General features: G+C 44.4%; 20 protein-coding genes and 1 pseudogene. 2 read left to right on the top strand and 19 right to left on the bottom strand.

Translation table 11 applies throughout. The features are described from left to right. Positions 1-145: 145 nt before the first annotated feature. Complete coding sequence (locus FS818_RS10880) at positions 146-1,180, bottom strand: NAD(P)/FAD-dependent oxidoreductase (RefSeq protein ID WP_145331806.1); 1,035 nt, start codon at positions 1,178-1,180, stop codon at positions 146-148. 151 nt (positions 1,181-1,331) lie between these two features. Next, positions 1,332-3,305: a helix-turn-helix domain-containing protein gene (locus tag FS818_RS10885; RefSeq protein ID WP_145331807.1), complete on the bottom strand. Its 1,974-nt coding sequence runs from the start codon at positions 3,303-3,305 to the stop codon at positions 1,332-1,334. Positions 3,306-3,514: 209 nt separating this feature from the next. On the opposite strand from FS818_RS10885, the gene FS818_RS10890 reads away from it, so the two are divergent. After that, entirely contained in the window at positions 3,515-4,333 is an 819-nt protein-coding gene (locus FS818_RS10890) for a hypothetical protein (protein ID WP_145331808.1), read from the top strand. A 319-nt stretch (positions 4,334-4,652) separates the two neighbouring features. On the opposite strand, the gene FS818_RS10895 is transcribed toward FS818_RS10890, so the two are convergent. Then, complete coding sequence (locus tag FS818_RS10895) at positions 4,653-5,615, bottom strand: GGDEF domain-containing protein (RefSeq protein WP_145331809.1); 963 nt, start codon at positions 5,613-5,615, stop codon at positions 4,653-4,655. 299 nt (positions 5,616-5,914) lie between these two features. After that, positions 5,915-6,001, bottom strand: a pseudogene (locus FS818_RS10900) (sporulation transcription factor Spo0A); the annotation flags it as partial. A gap of 173 nt (positions 6,002-6,174) precedes the next feature. Here FS818_RS10900 and FS818_RS10905 point away from each other — a divergent pair. Further along, positions 6,175-6,924, top strand: coding sequence for a hypothetical protein (locus FS818_RS10905; protein WP_145331810.1), 750 nt, complete (start codon positions 6,175-6,177; stop codon positions 6,922-6,924). Positions 6,925-7,350: 426 nt separating this feature from the next. Here the strand turns inward: FS818_RS10905 and spo0A are convergent, their stop codons facing one another. From spo0A to FS818_RS10980, 15 genes are all read right to left on the bottom strand, one after another. Continuing rightward, positions 7,351-8,166, bottom strand: a complete 816-nt coding sequence (gene spo0A, locus FS818_RS10910; RefSeq protein WP_145331811.1) for a sporulation transcription factor Spo0A — start codon at positions 8,164-8,166, stop codon at positions 7,351-7,353. Between the two features lie 204 nt (positions 8,167-8,370). Next, positions 8,371-9,699: a SpoIVB peptidase gene (gene spoIVB, locus FS818_RS10915; RefSeq protein ID WP_145331812.1), complete on the bottom strand. Its 1,329-nt coding sequence runs from the start codon at positions 9,697-9,699 to the stop codon at positions 8,371-8,373. A 120-nt stretch (positions 9,700-9,819) separates the two neighbouring features. Further along, positions 9,820-11,538, bottom strand: a complete 1,719-nt coding sequence (gene recN, locus FS818_RS10920) for a DNA repair protein RecN (RefSeq protein WP_145331813.1) — start codon at positions 11,536-11,538, stop codon at positions 9,820-9,822. A 23-nt stretch (positions 11,539-11,561) separates the two neighbouring features. Beyond that, the gene (gene ahrC / locus FS818_RS10925; RefSeq protein WP_090922497.1) at positions 11,562-12,011 is read right to left on the bottom strand and encodes a transcriptional regulator AhrC/ArgR; all 450 of its coding nucleotides are present in this window, start codon (positions 12,009-12,011) and stop codon (positions 11,562-11,564) included. 89 nt (positions 12,012-12,100) lie between these two features. Continuing rightward, positions 12,101-12,586, bottom strand: a complete 486-nt coding sequence (locus FS818_RS10930) for a hypothetical protein (RefSeq protein ID WP_145331814.1) — start codon at positions 12,584-12,586, stop codon at positions 12,101-12,103. A gap of 86 nt (positions 12,587-12,672) precedes the next feature. Continuing rightward, on the bottom strand, positions 12,673-13,518 hold the full coding sequence (locus FS818_RS10935; protein ID WP_145331815.1) for a TlyA family RNA methyltransferase: 846 nt from the start codon (positions 13,516-13,518) through the stop codon (positions 12,673-12,675). Between the two features lie 31 nt (positions 13,519-13,549). Beyond that, positions 13,550-15,457: a 1-deoxy-D-xylulose-5-phosphate synthase gene (gene dxs, locus FS818_RS10940; protein WP_145331816.1), complete on the bottom strand. Its 1,908-nt coding sequence runs from the start codon at positions 15,455-15,457 to the stop codon at positions 13,550-13,552. Positions 15,458-15,748: 291 nt separating this feature from the next. Beyond that, positions 15,749-16,654 carry a polyprenyl synthetase family protein gene (locus FS818_RS10945; protein WP_145331817.1) on the bottom strand — a complete coding sequence of 302 codons (906 nt, stop codon included), beginning with the start codon at positions 16,652-16,654 and terminating at the stop codon, positions 15,749-15,751. Then, a complete protein-coding gene (gene xseB / locus FS818_RS10950) occupies positions 16,647-16,904 on the bottom strand; it encodes an exodeoxyribonuclease VII small subunit (RefSeq protein WP_145331818.1) in 258 nt (85 codons plus the stop codon). Before xseB ends, FS818_RS10945 begins: the two co-directional genes overlap by 8 nt. Beyond that, complete coding sequence (gene xseA, locus FS818_RS10955) at positions 16,894-18,258, bottom strand: exodeoxyribonuclease VII large subunit (protein WP_145331819.1); 1,365 nt, start codon at positions 18,256-18,258, stop codon at positions 16,894-16,896. Before xseA ends, xseB begins: the two co-directional genes overlap by 11 nt. Before the next feature lie 10 nt (positions 18,259-18,268). Beyond that, the gene (gene folD / locus FS818_RS10960) at positions 18,269-19,126 is read right to left on the bottom strand and encodes a bifunctional methylenetetrahydrofolate dehydrogenase/methenyltetrahydrofolate cyclohydrolase FolD (RefSeq protein ID WP_145331820.1); all 858 of its coding nucleotides are present in this window, start codon (positions 19,124-19,126) and stop codon (positions 18,269-18,271) included. Between the two features lie 101 nt (positions 19,127-19,227). Next, complete coding sequence (nusB, locus tag FS818_RS10965; RefSeq protein WP_145331821.1) at positions 19,228-19,680, bottom strand: transcription antitermination factor NusB; 453 nt, start codon at positions 19,678-19,680, stop codon at positions 19,228-19,230. 216 nt (positions 19,681-19,896) lie between these two features. Then, complete coding sequence (locus FS818_RS10970; RefSeq protein WP_145331822.1) at positions 19,897-20,130, bottom strand: DUF2273 domain-containing protein; 234 nt, start codon at positions 20,128-20,130, stop codon at positions 19,897-19,899. Positions 20,131-20,144: 14 nt separating this feature from the next. Next, entirely contained in the window at positions 20,145-20,684 is a 540-nt protein-coding gene (gene amaP, locus FS818_RS10975; RefSeq protein WP_090922517.1) for an alkaline shock response membrane anchor protein AmaP, read from the bottom strand. A 145-nt stretch (positions 20,685-20,829) separates the two neighbouring features. Next, positions 20,830-21,240 carry an Asp23/Gls24 family envelope stress response protein gene (locus FS818_RS10980; RefSeq protein ID WP_090922519.1) on the bottom strand — a complete coding sequence of 137 codons (411 nt, stop codon included), beginning with the start codon at positions 21,238-21,240 and terminating at the stop codon, positions 20,830-20,832. Positions 21,241-21,293 lie beyond the last annotated feature (53 nt).

Consider the following 21,293-nt stretch of genomic DNA (forward strand, 5'->3'; position numbering starts at 1 on the left):
TCTTCAATTCGGAGCCTGTTCAACTTCAGTTCTATCTTGTGCAATTCTCTTTACTTCATACCCGCATGAAGCAAAAAAATAACCCCGGGAAATGGAAATACCCGAAGTTATTTTGAGTTCAGATCTTGTTTTGACGTAATATAACCTACTCTACAACGCCAAGTGCTTTATTTTTCTCTTTGAAGCGACTGTTGTGCGAAGAGACATACGCTACTTTCTCGGCTTCTGGGTCCATGTATAACTTCGCGCTGTTAACGGCCAGAGCTGCATCTGTAAATGTACCCGCGATCAGATACAACTTGCTTCCGTAATCGACGAAATCGCCCGCGGCAAAAACGCCAGGTATGTTCGTTTGCAATCTTTCGGTCGTGCTCACATGCCATTCACCCAGCTCTAATCCCCAATCACGAATGGGACCAAAATCACTCTTCATGCCATGATTGACAATCACCGCATCCACTTCAAGCATCTCCGTCTCTCCGCTTTCCATATGTGTAACGGTTACCTGTTCGATCATATCACCACTTATGCTGTGTAACTTCTCAATTGCATACGGTGTCCGCACGTCAACTGAAGATTCTTTCATACGCGACACGTTCCGTTCCAGTCCTCCGAAGTGATCGCGTCGATGCACGACCGTTACCTGCTGAGCCAGGCTCTCTAGCTCATTCGCCCAATCCACAGCGGAGTCTCCCCCGCCCGAAATTAACACTCGTTTACCGCGGAAAGGCTCGAGCTCTTGGACCGTATAATGTAGATTGGATACTTCATAGCGGTCAGCGCCTTCAAGCTCCAGTTTCGCCATTTTGTATATCCCGTATCCTATTGCCAAAATGACAGTACGTGTCCAGTGTTGCTCACCTGTAGCAGAAGTTAGCAGAATGGTGCCATCCGCTTTACGTTCAAATCCTTCAATCTGTTGTTCAAACACGAGTGTCGGCTCAAATGTGCGCGCCTGCTGCTCCAGCTGTTTAATCAGATCTTCACACAGAATCGGTGTTACCCCTCCAACATCCCAGATCATCTTTTCCGGGTAAAACAGCATTCGTCCTCCCAATCTGTCGCGTGCTTCAATTAATTTCGTTTTCATATCACGCATGCCGCTATAAAAAGCAGAGTACATGCCCGCCGGGCCTCCTCCGATAATCGTCACATCATAAAGTTCCAATTCTTGACTCATCTTTACAGGACCTCCATCCACTCGACTATGGTAATCGATTATATGATATTGATTCTCATTATCGTTTAAGTTTAATGGAAATAGGTTCAAATTACAATGCCTATATCATTTTCGCCTCCTGCGCAACTTTATGTGCACGATCCCTCTTCATTTAGTTTGCTCTCGGAGCAGACAAAAGTTTATCTACAACAAAATCAAGTTGTTTATTGATGGAGTAAATGTCCGAATAATAAAAGAAATCAAAATCAATTTCGATCAACCGACCTTCTTTTACTGCCGGAATACTGCTCCATATAGGGTTATCTGTTAGAACATCTGCCCCTTCATACACAGAGCGAAACACATAGTCACCCATATATTCTGGAAGAACTTCCATTGAAATTGTAGAGCCATCTTCGTCTGAAACGACATCGATTTTGTCTTGCACTACTTTAGGGGCTTTCATCTCCAAATACTCATAGATTGCCTGAGAACCACGTCCGAATTGCTTGCTCTCTACAACGACCATCCCTTTAAGTCCGCCTTCAATAATGGAAATGGTTTTATCCAATATACCTGCGTCTGCAAGAGTTTTTTTACTCTCTTCCACTTTGCTGTTAAGGTTGTTAATCAAGACTTCCGCTTCCTTCTCTTTGCCAAAAATGCTGGCTATGCTGTGAAGTCGTTCTTCCGTTGTCATTTTCTCGTAGGGAATATACACGGTAGGTGCGATATTTTTCAACGTGTTATATGTTTCTTCCGACGGAACAATAATCAGGTCTGGATCGAGGTCAATGACCGCTTCAGGGTTCGGTTCGAACCAGGTACCTAATGAATTCACACCTTCAAGCTCACTCTTGTAAGCTGCCCCGTCATATACATCTGATGTAGCAATCGGCTTGACTCCAAGTGCTACAACATCACCTTGTAGATACAGCACAACAACTCTTTTCGGATTAGCTGGAACAATAACATCACCTTTTATGGTTGGGACCGTGCGTGTTTCATTATCTTTGTTTACTTGACTCCCCGTCTCTGATGTTACTGATGAACTACTGTTAGTGGAACCGGCACCCGCTCCTTCGCCGGTTGTGAGTTGATTGGCGGTACCCGAAGAACAAGCCGTAAGGAGCATCGTTAAACTTAATATTGCAATCATGATCAGACTGGAACTTGATTTTTTTCTTTTCATAGGTGTAGACCCTCCGTTTATATATCGATAATGATTATCATAATCAATATATCCTGCCTTCAATGCCGAGCCAATGGACGATTCGGATACTTGCAATGGACGATCTTCTTTTCGGCCCAACCCCCTCATCTTCTTTTGATACAGGCTCGGAGACATGCCTACATGTTTCTTGAAAATTCTGCTAAAATAATACACATCTGAATAACCAACCTCTGCCGCAATATCACATAGCTTTGCATCAGAGTGGGCAAGTAAATCCTGAGCCTTGGCAATTCGCGTCTGTATTAAGTAATCGATGGGACTATACCCCGTCTTTCGTTTGAATCGCATCGATAGATGACGGGAGCTAAAATTGAATCGTTCTGCTAAAAAATCAAGTGTAACCTGTTCCCTATAATGTTGATGAATGTATTCAAGCGTTTGTTTCACAGGATCGACCAGTTCGGTTTGACCCTCTTGTGCAGCCAGCTGAACCATCAGTTCATGAATGAATTGGTAAAACAGACTCTTCGTATGAAGCAGGTTTAAATTTGATTGTTGCGCCCATGCTATCTCCATCTCATCTAGATATCGCAACAATTTCAATGGACTACTCGGTGTAAATCCATATTGCAAGGATAATGGAGCACCTGGAGCCTGTCCCTGCGACCACCTTTTACGATAATTTGGAAATGCACGAAATGCTCTGTAATACAACATAATATATTCGAAATCTTCATGGTTCTGTATATTCAATATTGATCCTTTGGCTCCATGAAGTATATAAAATGGTTCTGCTCTATACTTATGACCGTTCAATTGAAGGTCGGCCGACCCTCGAATCGAATATACAAAACAAGTAGCAGGCAGTGTATATGATCCCTGTTGTATTTCGTTCTTTAAGACAATGCGACGTATATCCAGCACCTTCACGGCCGCATAATTCCAATGTTGCATCTGTTCGTTTAATTTCATCATTTCTCTCCAATCCCCGTTTCTTCAGAAACAATAACCGCTAAAAATCACACACACTCATTGATAACCATTATCAATTATCCTGATAAAGTTCGCAATACTTTACGTAAAGTAATATTTTTGTGTTCAGAAAGAAGCTTTATTTCTCTCCCTTATCAACCGATATATGTATAAAAGGCCATGACCATACTAAAGAGGGAGAAGGTAAAATGAATTCAATTTCACCTGTAACCAAAAGCAGTTTCACCCCACCAGCCAGCCCTACCTCCAATCGAGATAAAGAAATTCAAGGGTTGATGCAGCAAAAAGTAAAATTGAATGAACAAATTCATGTTGTTCAATCTAATGATGAGCTTGATATCAAAACAAAGGCAGAACGCATAAAATCTCTAACCAATTCTATTGGGCAGGTTGATAGTCGTATTGCCCAGATCAAAGCAGAAGAAATTGAAGAGAAAAACAAAGTAAAACAGAATCAGCAAACGTCGCAACAACAATCCAAGCCGGAAGAACAGCCACAAACGCCGTCGATGAATCATCTTATTAAGCATAGTCAGACGTACGATCAGTTGGGAAAGTTAGTTGGTTTACGAGAAAAAATGCAAAATTCTATACATACGATTGAGGGGGAAACCCGGTTTGACCGGATTGTGCTGGAGAACGATACACACAGCGATCTTGGCAAAACGCAAATGCTGGAAAACGCTGAACGTACCGTTTTTCAGAAAAAAAGAGAAGTGGTGCAGGATTTAGAGTCCCACATAAGTAAAACAAATCAGAAGCTCGGAGAGTTGGTAGACGAAATTCATAAGCCTGGACGTCACGATTTGGAACAGCTTCCCTCATCTGTAGCTTCGCCCAAAGAAAAATCTCAAGAGGTTGACCGTGGAAAATCGGCAGTATCTAAGCCGAAAGATAGTACAACCGATGATGAAAAATCAGAACAAGGACTCGTAAGCAGCTCTGTACCAAACAAAGCAAGTGCATCTTTTGCTTCGGTATATTCATCGGTAGACATTCGTATCTAAGAATGGCAAGATTACGGTAAGACCTAAACGGATGTAGACCAGTAATGAAACGATACATATTTCATGGCAATTTTTATATTACCTTTTAAATCACCAAACGCTCCTTATTGCTTAACATCTGTGACTGTGAATCATATATAACGATCTAAATTGACAACCGCTATTTTTGGGAAGTATTCTCCAAATCTCGGCGGTTTGTATCTTTCAGGTGTTTTTGGTCATTCAGGCCCATTTGACTTTCACGTACATAAGCTTCAACATGGTAACTTCTCTCTAAACGATATACATTAGTTTATGTAGTACCTAAGCTCGATCGCAGTTAACTCCGCACAGCCTCCCCTTCCATGTCATTAGCACAAATGATGCTACCGTTGATGGATTTGCAGCTTTTTTTCACACGAGTCGCCTCATGTACGATTTGATTCATATTTTCATATTTTTGATAAAGATTGGTTACAACTGCGATGGATACCGATACTAAAGGAATAGGTCGATTCAATCCAGAGCGTCCCTCACCCATCACATATTGATTGTTCCAGTCCTGTTCGTTGTAGAAACTTTTTTTGATCTCCTCAAACTGGACAATAACCTCTTCACAGACCTGTTTGTATTGATGGTGGTTTAGAATGGCAATAAAATCATCCCCGCCAATATGGCCTAGAAAAGCCTCTGCTACCCCAAAATGCTCACGGAGTAAAGTGGCCGTTGCTTGGATAAGCTCGTCCCCCATTTTAAAACCATAACTGTCGTTATACGATTTGAACTGATCCAGATCAATATAAAGAACACTGAACTGATCCTGTTTAAGTATTTGAACTAATCGATCATCTATAATTCGATTGCCAGGAAGCCCTGTTAACGGATTCATAAAAATCGCCATTTCCGCTCGAACATCCGCAACCTCTAGCAATAATCGCCGAATGCTCACCGCCCCGTGGAATCGATCTCCAGATGTTACCAGAACCAGATCATACAGATCTGCTTCCTCACGCTTCATCGCTGCGATACTGACATCCGTAATCTGTTCCGAATAATCCACGACCAGTGCGTTTACATTCATAAGTAGCTTTACAGGGCGCCCCATGTAGAGATTATAGCCGTATTGTGAGCCGATCTGTTGGAAAAATCGTGTTCGCATCATCAATGAAATGCCTTTTTTCCCTGTAACCGCTACACCTTCCAGACTGGGATTTGACTTAAACAGTTGATATAAGGCATCACACTTGGTTTCTGGAAGTACGACTGGAATGGGTTCAGCAATTTCACCTATTTGAGTAAACACATAAATCAACCCCTCGCCATATCATCAACCATGTCACTTTTGATCTATCCGTGGTCACATCGTACCACTTTTTACCTAAAAAAGCGTTAACTTCAGGTAAATTTTTTCGAAAAAACACCAATCCTCTGCTTAAATCTGTAAACTTTTTAGGTAAAAAGTCACATTTCCACATTTTCGTGTTGTTCAATATGCTGAGTGACAATACAGCACATTCCGTGTCCAAAATAAAACACACCCCTTCGATACTCGCCTGGAAGCGATTAAACGAAGAGGTGTACATTTTTTTACTCCAAATCCTTTCAGCTCACCTTATGCTCAATTCTCAGCTTGTCAGCGACCATCGCGATGAACTCGGAGTTCGTCGGTTTCGACTTGCTGATGCTCTCGTAATAACTTAACAGTAATCAATATAATCATGTAAAAAAATCCTTTTCCAATAAAACTTAATAGGTTGACTCTTATCACTTCCAAAAGATTGATTATATTTACAAATATATGTTGAATACACCATTCCAATTGGATATTATTAGTACATAATATTAAAAGGAGGACAAAAAAATTGAAGAAGAAATTATCTCTGGTCCTCGCTTCAGTCTTGGCTTTATCTGCTACTTTTTACAGTCTCGCTAGTGCTTCCGAAAAAGAGTTGATCCCCATAAATTCGGGTAAAAATTCTGGCTATGTTTACCTAAATGGGGAACCAATTAAAGAAAACACCACTGTTTACGCTACAGAAAATAATCAGGAAGAACTTATTGAGAAATACGGACTTGAAAAGCCTTCCGAAAGCGCAAAGTTGGTTTCGATTCAAATAGTAAACAATGAATCTGATAACCCTCGAGATTTTGTAAAAGAGCAAGATGACTCTATTAGTCCACTGAACATTTGGGGTTTCAAACTTGTAAAAAGTCCAACCCAAAGTGTTGATGGTTGGACTGAAATTGCAAGAGGTAAATACTTTTGCAATAAACCGAAAACTCAGTCATGCAATGGTGTAGAAATTTCGATAGCTGCAAACGAAAGTGTATCAGTAGAGGTACAAACTTCTGTCAGCCTCGGAGTTAAAGAGTTTGTTGCGGCTGAGTTTGGTCGTAGCCTTAATGAACAAATTGGCGTATCCACATCCGTAATGGTTCCTATGAATGTCCCCGGAGGTAAAACAGGTATAGGAGTTGGCTATCCAATTTATAAATCAACGTATGGTCAAGTTTATCAAAAAGGGCTCTTCGGTGATACGCTTTTGGGTGGAGCAACATATCTTGAACCAAAGCCATCATCCATTGCTGTTACATCATGGATACAAGGATAAAAAGAAAAGAACATCTCATTGAATTCTGATTTTAATATCTCAATTCAAAACATTGTAAAACATTTATGTCTAGAACTGACGTCGTTAATCTTACGGTGTCAGTTTTATTTAATTTACGTTGAGGATTTTCTCTTTTTTTTGAAATAAGCATAGACTTGTTTTGGCTTGACCTTCTCCAGATTTCGTAAATCATACGCCAAACAAAGGAAGCCGATGTCTTGCGGAAAAGATTTTTCGAACTGATATGAAGCATAAATTTGTCGATAAGAAATACCACTTGTTTATGTGATTGTAGAAATCCCATAAACAAGTGGTTTTTGTTGTCTTATTTATTCGATATTATCGGCTCAAAACGTCCTTATTTTTTATAGCCGCAACTAAACTCTAATAGTCCTTAATACCCTCAAAATCTTACAGCTCATCCTTTCAGCTCACCTTATGCTCAATTCTCAGCTTGTCAGCAACCATCGCGATGAATTCGCTATTCGTCGGTTTCGACTTGCTGATGTTGATCGTGTAACCAAACAGGTGACTGATGCTGTCGATGTTGCCGCGTGTCCATGCCACTTCAATCGCATGACGGATGGCACGTTCGACGCGGGATGGCGTCGTTTTGAATTTTTCGGCGATCGCTGGGTACAATGTTTTGGTGATGGCACCCAGAATTTCGATATTGTTGTATACCATCGTGATGGCTTCCCGCAAGTACTGATATCCTTTAATATGCGCAGGAACTCCGATTTCATGTATGATTGACGTGATACTGGCATCCAGATTTTTGTGTTTGCCCATCGGTACAACATTCGATTTATTGATATACATGGAGGAAGAAGAACCGTTGCTTGTAGGCATTGTTGTTTGTGTGCCGACAAGCTGACGCACCCGATTCGCCAGTACTTCCATGTCAAATGGCTTGAGGATGTAATAGGAAGCTCCGAGTTGCACAGCACGCTGTGTGATGTTTTCCTGGCCGAATGCAGTGAGCATGATTACTTTGGGCTGCGGAGACAGGTTCAACCCGCGCAGACGTTCCAACACTCCGAGTCCATCCAGATGAGGCATGATAATATCCAGAATTAATACATCCGGTACATCCCGAGTTTGTTCCAGCAATTGCAGTACTTCCTCACCGTTGTATGCAATACCGGTTACTTCCATATCTTCCTGTTCGGATATATATTCGGCGAGCAAATTTGTAAATTCACGGTTATCATCGGCCAGCAATACCTCAATTTTTTGCAAAACGGTATCCTCCTTTTATTTAAAACCTCGTATTTTACAATTTCGTACATTTCCTTACACGTTAAATTTTCGACACGCCAAGTGAAATTCCTTCTGTCGAAAATTATTTTTCTTTATTTTTTTTTCTTGATCCTTTATAATAAATATTTTATTTCAGCATACGATATAATATGTTTACTTTCGACAAAAAAACCTTAAAGCTGTTTAACCAGCCTTAAGGTTTTTCGCTTGACCTTTTTTCATCATCACACCAGCATCTTGGAGCATCCATTCAATGAAGCATCCATAACCGGATTTCGGATCATTCACAAAGACATGAGTCACTGCGCCAATAAGCTTGCCATCTTGAACGATCGGGCTACCACTCATTCCTTGTACGATGCCGCCTGTCTTATCAATCAGTTTAGGGTCGGTAATACGCAATACCAATCCTTTTGTCGCTGGTTCCGATTGATCGGCAACATGCACAATATCGATGCTGAATCGTTCAACCTGTTGCCCATCCACCACAGTCAGAATTTCGGCTGGCCCCTCCTTCACTTCATGTGAAAAAGCGACAGGAATTCCTTGTGAATACAAGCTATGTTCCGGATTCTGGGACATCTTACCGAAGATACCAAAAGCCGTATTACGCTCAATGTTTCCTAAAATTTTGCTTTCTTTAAGAAAATGGGCTCTTTTTTCACCAGGATCTCCAGTTTCACTTTTTGAGATAGACGTAACATTAGACTGTACGATTTGTCCACTGCCTACAACGATGGAGGTTTGAGTGTTCATGTCCGTAATGACATGACCTAACGCCCCATATACGCCTTGGTCAGGTGCATAGAAGGTAAGCGTACCTACACCCGCTGCCGAGTCTCGAATGTACAATCCCAGTCTCCATGCTTTATCTTCTGCATCATACGCCGGGGTTAACTTGGTTTTAATGGTTTCATTCCCCCGTTTTAGTACAACATCAATACTTTGATTACGTTTACCAGCAAGTTCTACGGCCTCGGATACACCCGATACACCATCCAGACGTTTGCCATCCATATGGGTAATCAAGTCACCTAATTTGATCCCGGCCGCTTCACCTGGTGATTTTTGTTCATCCGGATTAGAACGAACGAGATGATGCCCAACAACCAGGATACCTGCAGATTTAACTTTGACACCAATCGTTTGACCCCCTGGAACAACACGCAGATCAGGAATTACGTTTACATTAACCGTTTTAACGGGAATTTTCCCCCATAGCTTCAAGGTTAGTTTAGCATGTCCCGTCTGCTGAGGATGAAGATGTAAAGGTTCCTGACGAGTAACCTTGAGCGCAGACTGATGATCCAGTCCCACGATATCAGGCCGATCTACGACAGCGCTTGAAGCGGCTGGCACTGCCAGCCTGACGTCTGCCTGCCTGCCTGCAAAGACCTGCACTTCATCAGGCAGAGAAGCATAACTCTGCATCGGCTGTACAACCTGGCTAAGTACACATAGAAAGAAGGCAAATAAAAGACCTAGCAATTTTTTCCTGAGGGGGGAATTCAATGGCTGTCACACTCCCTTTGCTTCTTTCGCTTGACGAAAGGTGGTCGCCAATTGCGTACCTATAAGATAACCCCGCCCCCAGACTTTTATTACTGTCAAACATTACGCCAGCCGTCCGTTTCACCCTTTTCTGGCTTCCGCCAGATTCAGCATTTCCTGTGCATGATGCAGTGTTTTTTCTGTAATTTCCACACCACCGAGCATACGCGCCAATTCCTTCACTCGGCCTTCCTCGGATAGCGATTCCACTTGAGTCATCGTGCGACCGTCGTAAACATGTTTCTCGATCAAATACTGATGATCCGCCATACAAGCTACTTGTGGCAAGTGTGTAATGGAGAATACTTGGCACGTCGAAGACAGACGATGAAGCTTCTCCGCAATGGACTGTGCTGCCCGGCCGCTAACGCCGGTATCCACTTCGTCAAAAATCAATACCGGAATGCGGTCATGACGAGCAAAGATGCTCTTCATCGCCAGCATGATTCTGGATAATTCTCCGCCTGAAGCGATTTTGCCTAATGGCCGAAGAGGCTCACCCGGGTTCGGAGAAATCAGAAATTCCGCATTGTCGGCACCTTGGCGACTGAACCTGATTCGACGTCCATTCCATTCAATTCCCTTTGGATCTTCGGCAGGCACGATCTGAACACGCAGTGACGTTCGTTCCATCTGCAGATCCTTGAGCTCACTTTCTACCTGAGCAGCCAGTTCCTCCGCACATTGTTTACGTACTTTGCTTAGCTCCTCAGCCGATTCCATCACAAGCACAAGCAGTTTGTCACGCTCAGTACGAAGCTTTTCCAAACGCTCATCTTTGTTCTCTAGCTGGTCAGTCTCATGACTGATCTGTTCATAATAATTCAAAATGAGTTCTACACTATCTCCATATTTGCGTCTTAGTCCAGAGATCAGATTTAATCGTTGCTCCACCTCTTCCAGTCTGCCGGGATTAAATTCGATTCGTTCCCGGTAATCCCGCAGTTGAAAGGTGACGTCTTCCAATTGATAAAAAGCAGACTGCAATTGCTCTACAATCGGTTGCAACCTTTTGCTGTCATATCCAGAGATATCCTCAATTTGAGATAACGCAATGCTTATCGCTTCTAATCCACGTTGTCCACTAAGTAACTCGTATGCACCCGAAACACTGTCCATCATTTTCTCGCTATGGGATAGTTTGACCCGTTCTTCGCCAAGTAATTCATCTTCCCCTTGGGTAAGGCTGGCCGCAGCAATTTCTTCCAGTTGAAAACGGTACATATCAAGCAGTTGGTAAGCCCGCTGGCTTGACTCTTGTAGCGCTCGCAATTCCTTCTCTGCTGCAATAAATTTGCTGTATCGCTCCTGATACTTTGCTTTGACGGGGCCGATTATATCGGAGCCATACGTATCCAGCAACCCGAGATGACTTTCTGCACGAAGCAGGCTCTGATGCTCATGTTGACCGTGAATGTTGATCAGCTTCTCGCCCACTTCGCGTAGCATTGTCAAATTCACAAGCTGTCCGTTAATCCGTGATGTACTTTTACCCTGTGTGTTCAGTTCACGCCGAATCACCAGATGTTCCTCCGGCTCACAATGAATACCGAGTTGCTCCAGCGTACTCCACACCGGATGACTGGGTTCCATCTCAAACAGCGCTTCCATCTCAGCTTTGTCACATCCGTACCGAATCAGATCTGCTGAACTACGCCCTCCCGCGATCAAGCCGAGAGCATCGATGATAATGGATTTACCTGCACCGGTTTCCCCAGACAATACATGAAACCCCGGATGAAAGACCACATCGACTTCTTCCACCACGGCGAGATTGCGAATTGATAATGTAACTAACATCTGCAAAAACACCTCCGGCTGATTTAAGCAATATATCCCATGATGCGCTCAATGACAGTGACGCTGTTGTCTTCTGTACGGCAAATAATAAGGATCGTATCGTCTCCACAGATCGTACCCATCACTTCAGTCCACTCAATATTGTCAAGCAATGCCGCAATGGAGTTCGCTGTTCCCGGCAAACATTTCATCACCACAAGATTGTTGGTGTGATCAATGTGCAGGAAATTATCCACAAGCGCGCGCTTGAGCTTTTGAATCGGATTGTAGCGCTGATCGGTTGGCAACGAATATTTATATCGTCCATCATCCATTGGAATTTTGATTAAAAGAAGCTCTTTAATATCCCGCGATACCGTTGCCTGTGTCACCTGAAAACCTGCTTGACGCAATGCTTCAACCAGATCATCTTGGGTCTCTATCTCATTTTGACTAATAATTTCACGAATCTTGATATGTCGTTGTCCTTTCATACATGCCTCCAATTAAAATGTATTGCAAAGATGCAGTATTGATCTTTACTGCAATGCTGTATCATGCCATACTTCAAACTTATTATATATTAATCCAAATCCTCTCCATCATACACGTCTTCTTGATAATCCATAAGCCTGATTACCATTATATCGGAATCATCCGTATCTACATAAAGCAATCCTTCACATCCAGGGTACAATAATAAATAGGGAAGAAAGCGATCCCTTATAGCAGGTCCGCTTCGTTCAAGAGGTTGCCTGCGACGGGAAGTTTTGACCAGATACCGGGCATCCTGCCGCTCAGCAACATAATCAATAAACAACCTGCTGTATAGAACGGTATTATCGGCCTCAAAGGCTAGAGGTACTTTCATTTTCCCGCCAATCACGTCGTATCCGTTTGCCTCAAGTAAAGTCAGGGCAGGAGAATCTTGAATGTTTTCATTAAGTCTCAACTCGGCCAAGCTTACCGGAATCGGACGATTCAGCCAGCTACGCAGTCCGAGAAACAACCATACGATTAAACAGACAGCAAACACACCAATAACGATTGTGTCATATTGACCCTCCATTACCGCTCACCTCAAGTGATATATTCGAGATCGAACACCCGTTTTCCTTTGTCCCAAAATATCTTTCCAGCGAAAAGAAACCCATCCTATGATGAGTTTCCCGTAAAAGTATGAGCGGCTTCCTTGGCGACCTGCTCTGCAAGTCCGTCAAGTGAAGCCTCGTCGTTCTCTGGTTGTGCGGCCTCTGATGCTTCCAGACGCCAGTGTGCGAGAAATTCGATATTTCCCTCCCCACCCGTAATCGGTGAGAAGGTAAGGCCTTTCAGGTTTAATCCAAGTTGACTGGCAAAATGAAGCATGGTCTGCAATACATCCTTGTGCACCTTCGGGTCTCGGACAACACCGGATTTACCCACTTTATCTCGTCCCGCCTCAAACTGCGGTTTAATCAGAGCCACAATATCCGCAGGCCGTTGCAACAGAGCCAGAAGCGGCGGAAGTATAATTCGCAAGGAGATAAAGGATACGTCAATGCTTGCAAAGTTTGGCACAGGTCCACTCAGATCTTCAGGCGTGACATAACGGAAATTCGTACGTTCCATCACGGTGACCCGCTCATCATTACGCAGTGACCAATCCAGTTGATTATACCCTACATCAATGGCGTATACATGGGATGCACCATGTTGAAGGGCACAATCCGTAAAACCACCAGTGGATGAACCAATATCCAACATGACAAGATCATTCATATTCAGGTTGAAATGACGAATCGCTTTTTCAAGCTTTAGTCCACCTCTGCCTACATAAGGATGCACTGAACCTTTTACCTTCAGCTGAGCATCCCTTGGAATTTTCATGCCTGCTTTTTCAATCGGTTCGTTATTGGCATACACAAGTCCGGCCATTATCGCAGCCTTTGCCTTCTCACGGCTTTCGTAGTAGCCCTGTTCCACCAGCAGCACATCGATTCTTTCTTTCGGGAGTGACATGTCTTTCTCCTATCCGCTAATCATTCTAATGTTAGGAAGGAAAACGTGTTTTGGACATTCCGTATGAAGATTGAACAGCCATTTTACGCAATTCGGCACTTACATTCTCCACCGTGAGACCAACCTCTTCACGTTGTTCCTTGATGCTGCCATGTTCGATAAATCGGTCAGGAATGCCCATCAGGTGCACATGAACATCATGTATACCTTGTTCAGCATAGAATTCCAACACCGCACTTCCCATGCTGCCTGCCTGTGAGGTTTCTTCAAGCACAATCAGCTTTGTCCCACGGACAGCCAGATCACGAAGCATCTGTTCATCCAATGGTTTGAGGAAACGAGCATTGATAACTCCAGTATTTATCCCTTCCCGTTTCACCGTATCTGCAACTTCTTCAGCCAGCTGAACCATGGAACCCGAAGCGATAATTGCGTATCCTTCAGCTGGACGTAGCTGTTCCCATGATCCAATTGGAATCGGAACTAAGACATCGTCCATTGGTACGCCAACCACATTGTTACGCGGGTAACGATACGCAATCGGACCTTCGTTATAATCCAGCGCCGTTTTCATCATATGGCGCAGTTCATTCTCATCTTTTGGCATCATAAGTACAATATTCGGAATGTGACGCATAAACGCAACATCGTATACGCCCTGATGTGTCTCACCGTCAGGTCCAACAAATCCAGCACGGTCAATGGCAAATATAACATTTGCATTGTGACGACAGATGTCGTGAACGATCTGATCATATGCACGTTGCATGAACGTGGAGTATACCGCATAAACCGGTTTTAGCCCTTCCATAGCGAGTGCCGCACACATCGTAGCTGCATGCTGTTCCGCAATCCCCACATCAATCATGCGATCCGGGAACTCTTTGCTGAATGGAATCAGACCTGAACCTGTAGGCATCGCAGGTGTAACCGCAACGATACGTTTATCCTCTTTCGCCAGTTCAATGAGCGTCTGACCGAATACTTCGGTGTACATCGGTTTTCCAACTGCTTTGAGCACTTGACCTGATTCAATTTTATATGGCGAAATTCCGTGCCACTTATGCGAATCCGCCTCGGCAGGCTGATAACCTTTGCCTTTGGTAGTAAGCACATGAACCATTACAGGACCATCCACATTGTCAGCCTGTTTGAAAGCCTCAATCAGTTGCGGGATGTCATGCCCGTCAATCGGGCCCAAATACGTGAAACCCAGTTCTTCAAAAAGAACACCGGGAACCATCATATATTTGACACTATCCTTAATCCAGCTCGCCGATTTCGCCAGACGATCACCAATGGCCGGAATTTTTTTGAGAATACCTTCCACATCATCTTTAGCTTTCAAGTAATGACGATCTGAACGAATTTTGCTCAAGTATTTATGCATAGCTCCCACATTGGGTGCGATGGACATCTCATTATCGTTAAGAATAACCATCAGCTTACGCTGTTCATGTCCGATATGGTTCAGTGCTTCAAACGCCATACCGCCTGTAAGCGCTCCGTCTCCAATGATGGCGATAACCTGGTTATCCTCACCTTTCAGATCACGAGCCATAGCCATACCCATAGCAGCAGACAATGAAGTGCTACTGTGCCCGGCTTCCCATACGTCATGTTCACTTTCGTTCCGTTTGACAAATCCGCATAATCCGTTCTGTTGGCGCAGCGTATCAAAGCGATCCATCCGGCCCGTCAAAACTTTATGCACATAAGCCTGGTGCCCCACATCAAAAATCATTTTATCCGTCGGACTGTTGTAGCAGTAGTGCAGGGCCACGGTGAGCTCAACCACTCCTAAGTTCGGTGCAAGATGCCCACCTGTAGCAGATAGCTTCTCAATCAGAAACTGGCGGATCTCTGCCGACAAAAGGACAAGATCATCCTGGGACATCACCTTTAGATCACTGGGTTGTTTAATTTGTGGAAGCAGCACGAGAATCTCCCCGCTTTCCTAGAATGTTGTTGTTCATTAAATGTATATCATTTATTGATTGTAATGGATTGAATAACATTGAATCATTATACCATAAACGAACAAGAATCATAATTTACAGCCTGCTTCAGAGCCGATCAAGAGTCGTTCGCTTACGATTCATATCCGAAGCTCTATAATTATGTATTCTCCTTTCATGAAAAAAGCTTTTGTTTTGTTTATTGGCATAAAGAGACCATTACTATCATTACACTGTTCATTTCACATTGAATCAGCCAGCTACGTTAAATGTTAATGGTCACGACTCATCAGATAATCGGCAATCTCCATTAACCTTGAAGCATCCGGCAATTGCGCTCGTTCAAGTGCATCTTTAGCGGATTGTGTGAGGGACTTCACTTCTGCAACGGAAGCTTCCATTCCGATGAAGTACGGATAAGTTACCTTCTGCTGATTCACGTCACTTTGCGTTTTTTTCCCCATCTTCTGCTCGTCACCCGTCAGGTCCAAAATGTCATCCTGAATCTGGAATGCAAGTCCTAAATCCCGGCCAAATACACTTAGTGCCTCCAATTGTCCTTCTGTAGCTCCTCCGATGCGAGCACCTGCAAGGAGGGAGAAGACAATCAAATCACCTGTTTTATGCAGATGAATATATTGAAGCTGAGACAAGTCTGTCAAGCCTTGCTCGCCTTCCATATCAGCAACCTGACCGCCAACCATGCCTCTGGCTCCTGCAAGTTCAGCTAAATCCTGGACAATAGCTAACAAAGCATCAGCATTTACTCCGCTCTGACGTCCAGCCTGAACAATGCTATAGAAAGCATGGGTCAGCAGTGCATCTCCCGCAAGAATGGCTGTCGCTTCTCCATATACTTTGTGATTCGTTAATTTTCCCCTACGATAATCATCATTATCCATCGCAGGCAAGTCGTCGTGGATCAACGAATATGTATGAACCATCTCCACGGCGCAGGCTACCGGCATCGCGGCTGTACGCTCCGCGCCGAAGGCTTCCGCCGCAGCAACGACCAGAAGTGGACGAAGGCGTTTACCACCAGCCATTAATGAGTACTGCATCGAATCGGTGAGCGAACGAGGCACATCCCAATGCTCGGGAAGGGTATGTTTCAGCGCTTCCGTAACATCTCCAGTAACTTCCTGAAGATAAGCTTCAAATGAAAGACGGTTACTCATTCATCTCACCGCTCTCCTCGTCAGCCGTACCAAAAGGCTTCTTGCGAAGCTCCCCATCTTCTTCTACGATCATCTCGATCTTACGTTCCACTTGTTCCAGCTTCAACCCGCATAACTGGGAAAGCTTCATTCCGCGCTGAAACAAATCAATCGCTTGCTCCAGAGGAACATCCCCATGCTCCAGCTGACCTACGATGTCTTCTAATGCCGCCATTGCCTCTTCAAAATTCAGTTCCGGTTCATTCGCCATGGATGTTATTGTCCTCCTTCATTCCCCAGACCTGACAGTCCAGCTGTCCGTCCGCTAATTTGATCTTCACCGAGTCGCCCGGCTGTACATCGTTTATGGATTTAATCAATCGCTGTTCCTGCTCATCGTAGACTAGACTATAACCACGTGACATCACCTTCAGCGGACTGAGTGCATCGAGATGCCTTACCAGTGACTTCCACTGTTGTTGCTTGCTACGTGTAATTGATCTCATCGCAAGTTCAAGTTGCTTGCGAGCAGCTGCATTGTCCCGGCGTGCTGTATTCACTTGTTCCCGAGGATTAAACCGCTGTAAAGCTGTCCGTAACCGTTCTTGCTTTTCTCCCGTCCATTTCATCCGTGTATCCACACTTCGTTGCAAGCGTTGATGTAACATATCCAGACGTTCTGTATGCTGCATCAACGTTCTGCGCGGATGCACCAGCACCGGGGAGCGCTGAAGACGAGTCAGGCGTTCACGATGATATACGGCACGTTGCTTCAGACTGTTGTGTAACTGGCGCTGTCTTCGTGCAATCTGCTCCAGCAACTCTGCACGATTCGGCACAGCAAGTTCCGCTGCCGCTGTTGGTGTCGCAGCACGTAAATCGGAAACAAAGTCTGCAATCGTAAAGTCCGTTTCATGACCAACCGCAGAGATCACTGGAATGGTTGAAGCTGCAATGGCTCGAGCTACAATTTCTTCGTTAAAAGCCCACAGTTCTTCGAGTGATCCACCGCCCCGTCCTACAATAAGCACATCCGCTTCAGCCATATGGTTAAAATTGTTTATTGCCTTGACGATGGATGGAGCCGCTCCTTTGCCTTGAACAAGCACCGGGTACAATACAACTTTAGCCGATGGATATCTTCGTTGCAGTGTGATCATAATGTCACGAACAGCCGCTCCAGTAGGCGATGTTACAACACCAATCGTTTGTGGATAACTTGGGATGGGTCTTTTGCGAGCAGGAGAGAACAATCCTTCGTCCTCCAGTTTCTTTTTCAGCTGCTCATAGGCCAGATATAAACTGCCTATACCATCTGGCTGCATATGTGTCGCATAAAATTGATACTGCCCGTCGCGTTCATATACCGAAACGTTACCACGCGCAATAACCCTTGCACCCTCCTTCGGTACAAAGGGTAAACGCTGATTATGCGATGCAAACATGATGGATTTGATCCGACTGTCCTTGTCCTTCAACGTAAAATACATGTGGCCGCTGGAGTGATGCGTGAAATTGGATATCTCCCCGCGCAGCCAGACGTCCGACAGAACCTGATCCGATTCCAGTTTCATCCGGATATATCGGTTCAGGTCTTTAATAGAATAAATTTTCTGCTCTGCCACGGACAGTTACCTAGGCCAATCCGTGAGCGCGTTTTGCCGCGATCAGAGTGTTCTGCATCAGCATGGTGATTGTCATCGGACCCACGCCGCCGGGAACAGGTGTAATTGGGCCAGAGACTTCTTTTACACTTTCAAAATCTACATCCCCTGCGAGTTTTCCGTTATCCAAACGATTCATCCCGACATCGATCACAACAGCGCCTGGTTTAACATAATCGGCATCCACAAAATTAGCACGACCGATCGCTACGACCAAAATATCCGCTTGACGTGTAATTTCTTTCATATTAGCCGTACGGGAATGACACATCGTTACGGTTGCATTTTCACGTTGCAGCAACAAGGATACCGGTTTACCTACAATGTTACTACGACCGATAACGACAGCGTGTTTACCGGACATCTCCAGACCCGTGCGTTTAATTAATTCAATGACACCTGCAGGTGTACATGGGAGCAAGCTGTCATCACCGATAACCAAATTCCCCACATTCACTGGGTGGAATCCATCTACGTCTTTATCCACAGCAATCGCATCGATTACCGCTTTCTCTTCAATGTGGCCAGGCAGTGGAAGCTGCACAAGAATACCATTGATGGACTTCTGATTGTTCAGCTTGTCCACGAGAGCTAGCAAATCCGCTTGCGATGTACTTGCATCCAGCCGATGTACTTCAGAGTAAAAGCCGAGGTCATGACATGCTTTTTCCTTATTACGCACATAAACTTGAGAAGCCGGATCTTCCCCCACAAGCACAACAGCCAGACCCGGTACCACTCCCTGTTCGCTAAGTTGTTTTACTTCTGCGGTCATGTTTGCGCGGAGTTCTTGGGATACTTCTTTACCGTTAATAATAGATGCTGTCATTGTACTCTCTCCCTTATATGAACATATATTAGATAAAACGATCTAGATACATCCTTACAGAAAAGCTGGCTTGTCTACTCTAATCCACTCAAGATGTTGCCTTAGGACAATTTTTGCTTGATGCTATCCACTTCCTGAATCATGCGGCCAAGAACACCATTGACGAACTTGCCTGATTCATCTGTGCCAAAATACTTAGACAGCTCAATCGCTTCGTTGACCGAAACTTTGGCTGGAACGTCGTCACGGAACACCATCTCATACGTGGACAAACGCAAAATTTGGCGGTCGACACGTGACAACCGGCTCAGCTGCCAGCCTTTCAAATAATCCACAAGCAAACCGTCAATCGCTTCCTTGTGACTCCACGCACCTTGCACCATTTCGGTAACGTAGCTGCGCATTTTTTCTTCATCACGGATCTCAACTTCGGTTTCATTCTCCTCAGCCGCTTCATTAATCAGCATGTTCACCGCTTCAGCTGCGCTCACTTCGTTCATTTCCATCTGATACAGACTCTGTACTGCAATTTCCCTTGCCAAACGTCTTTTCATGTCCTGCCTCCTGCAACGCTCGATCCCGAGCGTCATCATGCTTATTTTAAAATTCAAGGAAACCACTTCATCACCTTATACAGGATGCCCATGGCTCCTCTCTGATATCGCGATCTCTTTTCACAAAAAAACCTGCAAAACGTTTCCTCCGAAAATCGGGCAACTCAAACTAAAGTTCTATTTTCGGAAGAAACATATTGCAGGGTTCTGATAGGTTTATTTGAACGGACGCCAGCGATCTCCAAGCCATTGTCGCAACTCCCCCCAGGGAATAAACGAGCCTAGCTTCGCATCGCTTCGTCTGCCAAATGTATAACCAATGAACACCAAGAGTGCAAAGAACAACATATCCCAAAAACCGATCCATACATAAAGAAATCCCAATAAAATACCAAAGGCAACGCCAAGAATACGTCCCTTGTAGCTATCCCAAATCTCTTTCCACAACATCAGTGAAACTCACCTCATTCCACGCGACTCTTGTAGTTAGGCGACTGGGTCACATTAGCGATATACACCGTTACAAAGGAAACAGGAATTCCTGTAATCTCTTGCACATGATCATGTATCGCCTTTTGCAGATCCGTAGTCAGCGCAGGAATAGGTGTCTCCCCATCCACAACAGCCCGAATCTTAATCTCCAGCCCTGACTCCACCACGCGGATGCGCGCTTTGACGTCACGTACTCCACGAAAACGGGAAGTGGCCTTCAAACAGAGATTTTCAATTGTCTCCATCGAAATCTGCACATCCCCGAACTCGGTACGTTGATCTACAGAAGGTAACGAGCCACGCTCGCGGCGAATCGAGATGTAGAAAAAACGTAAACTCAGGACAAACAAAATCGCTGCCGCGACAATTGACGCAACAATAACATTTTGTTCCTGCTGGTAATTCAATTCGTATGGCAGCACGCCGCTAATCAGTAAGATGACCGCTGCCGATATTGCTCCTACGCTTATGCTGTATATAAACAACAGAAGCCGATCCAGTATTTTAGCCACGAACTGCACAGCCTCCCTTGCTCACTCACATTGCTTAACTGCTGAAAAGCTTAACGTTAATCACCTTGTCCATCCCAGGTCCGTAACGAAGACCTGTCCAAGACGGGATAACCCCCGACAGAAGTGCCGGGGGAAATCTGTCTTTTTATTTTACACGTTGCGTGTTCAGGTCGATCTCTTCCACTTTTTCAGCACTCTTGAACTGAACGTCATGAATGTGAACATTCACTTCATTCACGTTCAATCCTGTCATGTTTTCAATGGAGCGCTTCACGTTTTGTTGGATTTCAGTAGCAACCTGTGGCAAACGGTATCCATATTCGATAATAACGGAAACGTCCACAGCTGCTTCGCGTTGACCTACTTCAACCTTAACCCCTTTTGAAAGGTTTTTACGGCCGAGCAATTCCGCGAATCCACCTGCAAATCCACCGCTCATTCCTGCTACTCCTTTAACTTCCACAGTTGCAAGTCCAGCAATCACTTCGATAACTTCAGGTGCGATCTGGATTTCACCGATATCCGTACGTTCAAATTCTGTCGGTAGTGTACTCATAAATGTTCAACACACCTTTCGCGAGATAAGTTTGCGGCCATCCGTCAGGGCGC

This window comes from Paenibacillus xylanexedens (assembly GCF_007680605.1).
GTDB classification, from domain to species: domain Bacteria; phylum Bacillota; class Bacilli; order Paenibacillales; family Paenibacillaceae; genus Paenibacillus; species Paenibacillus xylanexedens_B.